4 protein-coding genes and 1 pseudogene are annotated in these 4,259 nt (G+C 70.3%); 4 read left to right on the forward strand and 1 reads right to left on the reverse strand.

The genetic code is table 11. The features are described from left to right. The 4 genes from VGS97_RS20455 to VGS97_RS20470 form a co-directional block, all read left to right on the forward strand. Positions 1 to 835 (forward strand): ABC transporter ATP-binding protein (locus VGS97_RS20455; protein ID WP_326855210.1); only part of this gene is annotated, 835 nt, incomplete at its 5' end. Then, positions 832 to 1,812, forward strand: coding sequence for an ABC transporter permease (locus tag VGS97_RS20460; protein WP_326855211.1), 981 nt, complete (start codon positions 832 to 834; stop codon positions 1,810 to 1,812). The genes VGS97_RS20455 and VGS97_RS20460, both read left to right, overlap by 4 nt. Before the next feature lie 2 nt (positions 1,813 to 1,814). Next, positions 1,815 to 2,912, forward strand: coding sequence for an ABC transporter permease (locus VGS97_RS20465; protein WP_326855212.1), 1,098 nt, complete (start codon positions 1,815 to 1,817; stop codon positions 2,910 to 2,912). A 17-nt stretch (positions 2,913 to 2,929) separates the two neighbouring features. Continuing rightward, the gene (locus tag VGS97_RS20470) at positions 2,930 to 3,982 is read left to right on the forward strand and encodes an ABC transporter ATP-binding protein (protein WP_349262198.1); all 1,053 of its coding nucleotides are present in this window, start codon (positions 2,930 to 2,932) and stop codon (positions 3,980 to 3,982) included. A gap of 35 nt (positions 3,983 to 4,017) precedes the next feature. On the opposite strand, the pseudogene VGS97_RS20475 reads toward VGS97_RS20470, so the two are convergent. After that, positions 4,018 to 4,259, reverse strand: a pseudogene (locus tag VGS97_RS20475) (IS110 family transposase); the annotation flags it as partial.

Below are 4,259 nucleotides of genomic sequence, written 5' to 3' on the forward strand. Positions count from 1 at the left end.
GAGCATCCGCTTCGCGGGGGCGGCGCTCGCGGGCCGGGGCCGGCGCGCGTTGCGCGCCTACCGCCGCGCCGTGCAGCTGATCTTCCAGGATCCGTTCGCCTCGCTCAATCCGGTGCACGACGTGCGCTACCACCTCGCCCGGCCGCTGCGGGTCTTCGGCTTCGCCCGGTCGCGGGCGGCGGTGGAGGAGCAGGCGCGGGCGCTCTTGGAGCGCGTCAGCCTGACGCCGGCCGAGCAGTTCCTCGGCAAGTTCCCGCACGAGCTGAGCGGCGGCCAGCGCCAGCGCGTGGCGATCGCGCGGGCGCTGGCGGTGCGCCCGCGCGTGCTGCTGGCCGACGAGCCGGTCTCGATGCTGGACGTCTCGATCCGGCTCGGCATCCTGAACCTGCTGCGGGATCTCAAGGAACAGATGCACCTGGCGATCCTGTACATCACCCACGACATCGCCTCGGCCCGCTACTTCGCCGACGAGACGCAGGTGATGTACGCGGGCCGGATCGTCGAGGGCGGTGCCAGCGAGAGCGTCACGCAGAGCCCCGCGCACCCCTACACCAGGCTGCTGATCGACTCCGCGCCCGACCCCGACCGCGTCGCCAGGGCGAACGGCTCCGGTGCACACGGCGAGTCGGTCGAGGAGGGCACCGGCGAGGTCGCCAGCCTGATCCATCCGCCCAGCGGCTGCCGCTTCCACCCGCGCTGCCCGCACGCCATGGACGTGTGCACCGTGACGGTCCCGCCCCGCTTCGACGTCGGCGAACCGGCCCAGAAGCACTGGGCCGCCTGCTGGCTCTACGACCCGGACGCCTCTGCCGCAAAGGGCGGTGACGCAACATGAGGTACTTCGCGCAACGCCTCGCCTTCTACATCTTCACCGCCTGGGCCGCGGTGACCATCAACTTCTTCGTGCCGCGCCTGACGCCGGGCAACCCCGTCGACTCGCTGATCGCCGAGTACCAGGGCGAGATCAGCACGCAGGCGGTGCACTCGCTGACCGTGCTGTTCGGCCTGGACAAGCAGCAGGACCTCTGGCACCAGTACCTCGGCTACCTCAACCAGCTGGCCCACGGCGACCTGGGCATCTCGTTCCACAACTTCCCGACGCCGGTCTCCTCGGTGCTGGCGCAGGAGCTGCCCTGGACGGTCATGCTCGTCGGCGTGTCCACGGTGCTCAGCTTCGCCATCGGCACGCTGCTCGGCGTGATCGTCGGCTGGCGCCGCGGCAGCCTGGCCGACCTGCTGATGCCGATCACCACCTTCTTCGCCTCCATCCCGTACTTCTGGCTGGCGCTGCTGGCCATCGCCGCCTTCACCGGGGTCAACAGCTACCTGCCGTCGGCCGGCGGCTACGACCAGGGGCTGATACCCGGCTGGAGCGGCGCGTTCATCTCCAGCGCGATCAAGCACAGCCTGCTGCCCGCCGCGACGATCATCGTGACCTCGGTGGCCGGCTGGCTGATGGGCATGCGCAACATGGTGGTGACCGTCAGCAGCGAGGACTACGTCACCGTCGCGCACGCCAAGGGCCTGACCGAGCGGCGCGTCATGCTCGGCTACGCCGCGCGCAACGCGATGCTGCCGAGCGTCTCGGGCTTCGGCATGGCGCTGGGCCTGGTGGTCGGCGGCACCTTCCTGGTCGAGTACGTGTTCTCCTACCCCGGCGTCGGCCTTGAGCTGGTCACCTCGATCGGCCAGAAGGATTACCCGGTCATGCAGGGGATCTTCCTGGTGATCACGCTGTCCGTACTGGCCGCCAACTTCCTGGCCGACCTCGCCTACATGGCGCTGGACCCGCGAACCCGTAGGGAGGGCTGACGATGGCCGTCACCGCGCCCGGCGTGGACGCCGTCACGCCGCAGGAACCCGTCGCCGGCCCGGCCGCCTCCCGGCGGCTGCGCATGCGCCTGCTGTCCAACCGCAAGGTGGCCGTGGGCCTGGCGATCCTGTCCGTCTTCGTGCTGATCGCGATCATCGGGCCCTACATCACCCCGTACGACCCCTCCGCCCGCAGCAGCGACATCCTGCTGGGGCCGTCCGGCAAGCACTGGTTCGGCACCACCCACATCGGCCAGGACATCTTCAGCCAGGTGCTGGCCGGCACCCGCAGCGTGGTGTTCGTGGGCTTCTTCGCCGGGGTGGTCGCCACGATCGTCGCGGTGCTCTTCGGCGTGACCTCGGGCTACCTCGGCGGCGCGGGCGGCGAGGGCCTGTCCGCGGTGTCCAACGTCTTCCTGGTCATCCCGGCGCTGCCGCTGATCATCATCATCACCACCGCCATCCCCACCGGCGGCGACTGGGTGATCGCGCTCGTCATCGGCCTGACCTCGTGGGCCTGGGGCGCCAGAGTCCTGCGAGCGCAGACGCTCTCCCTGCGCAGACGCGACTTCGTCGAGGCTGCCCGCGCGGCCGGCGAGCCGATCTGGCGGATCATCCTGTTCGAGATCATGCCGAACCTGACCGCCATCATCGCCTCCTCCTTCGTCGGCACCGTGATCTACGCGGTCATGACCGAGGTCGCGCTGGCGTTCATCGGCGTGCAGGGGCTTTACGAGTGGAACTGGGGCGCGATCCTGTTCTGGGCGCAGAGCCAGGAGGCCCTGGCCATCGGCGCCTGGTGGTGGTTCGTCCCGGCGGGGCTGGCCATCGCGCTGCTGGGCACCGCGCTCTCGCTGCTCAACTTCGGCATCGACGAACTGGTCAACCCGCGGCTGCGCAGCAGCGGCAGCCTGAAGGTGCGTGACTTCACCGGTCGCAAGGTGCGCATGCGGGTCGGCTTCACCCCGGTCCTGGCGCACAGCGGCCCCGGCGGCGGCGCCGACGCCCGCAGCCTGAACGAGCGTGGCCTTGAGGTAGTAGAGGTACACGGTGCTGATGGACACGGTGTTGATGGACACAGTGAGGACGGTGCCCGGTGACCGCCGTGACGACGACGATGGACGACGCGGTGCTGGAGATCTCAGGGCTCAGCGTCGACTACGGCCTCGGCGAGGGGGCGGTGCGCGCGGTGAGCGACGTCACCCTCTCGCTGCGCCGCGGCGAGGTGCTGGGCCTGGCGGGGGAGAGCGGCAGCGGCAAGTCCACGCTCGCCTACGGCCTGACCCGCCTGCTGCCGCCGCCCGGAGTGGTCGCCTCGGGCAAGGTGCTCTACCACCCGGGTGACGGCACCGGCGCGGTCGACGTGCTCGCGCTCAGCCCCGCCGGGCTGCGCAAGTTCCGCTGGGGGCAGACCGCGATCGTGTTCCAGGCCGCGATGAACGCGCTCAACCCGGTCGACAAGATCGCCAAGCAGCTGACCGACGTGATCCACACGCACCGGCCGAACCTCGGCCGCACGGAGCGGATCGAGCGCGCCCGCGAGCTGCTGGGCCTGGTCGGCATCCCCGCGGACCGGCTGGACAGCTACCCGCACCAGCTGTCCGGCGGCATGCGGCAGCGGGTGATGATCGGCATGGCGCTGGCGCTGGAGCCGCGTATCGTCATCATGGACGAGCCGACCACCGCCCTCGACGTGGTGATGCAGCGCCAGATCCTGGCCGTCTTCAGCCGGCTGCGCCGGACGCTGGACTTCTCCGTGGTCTTCATCACCCACGACCTCTCGCTGCTGGTCGAGTTCGCCGACCGGATCGCCATCATGTACGGCGGGCGCATCGTCGAGGAAGCGCCCGCCGCGCAGATCTACCGCGCGCCGCTGCACCCCTACAGCGACGGCCTGCTGCACTCCTTCCCGGCCCTGCGCGGCCCGCGCCGTGAGCTGACGGGCATCCCGGGCTCGCCGCCCGACCCGCGTTCGCTGCCCTCCGGCTGCGCGTTCCACCCGCGCTGCCCCAAGGCGTTCGACCCCTGCGACTCGCAGATCCCGCTGCTCGGCGCGCCCGCGTCCGCGGCGGGCGAGCGCCGCTCCGTGGCCTGCTGGCTGCACCCCGTCTCCGGCACCGTCGCCGGCGCCGGTCCGACCGAACCCGTCGAGACCAACACCGTCGTCTGATTCGAAAATCCTCGCAGGTTGATCGTTGCTGGTTTTTAGGTGGGCCCGATGGGTTGGAGGGTGACGTGGTAGCCGAGTTGGGTGAGTTGTCCGATGAGCCGTCGGGTCTGTCGGGTGTGGCCGGTGCGTTCGAGGCAGTACTGGCCGCCGAGTTCGGCGTATGGCTGGTCGCGGGTGAACATGTGCCAGACCGAGACCAGGATGGTGTGTTCCAGGGCGACCAGGGCGCGTTTCTTGCCGCGCCGGGCGATCAGGCGTTTGTAGCGGGCCGCGAGAT

Source organism: Actinocrinis sp., assembly GCF_035946395.1.
Taxonomy (GTDB): domain Bacteria; phylum Actinomycetota; class Actinomycetes; order Streptomycetales; family Catenulisporaceae; genus Actinocrinis.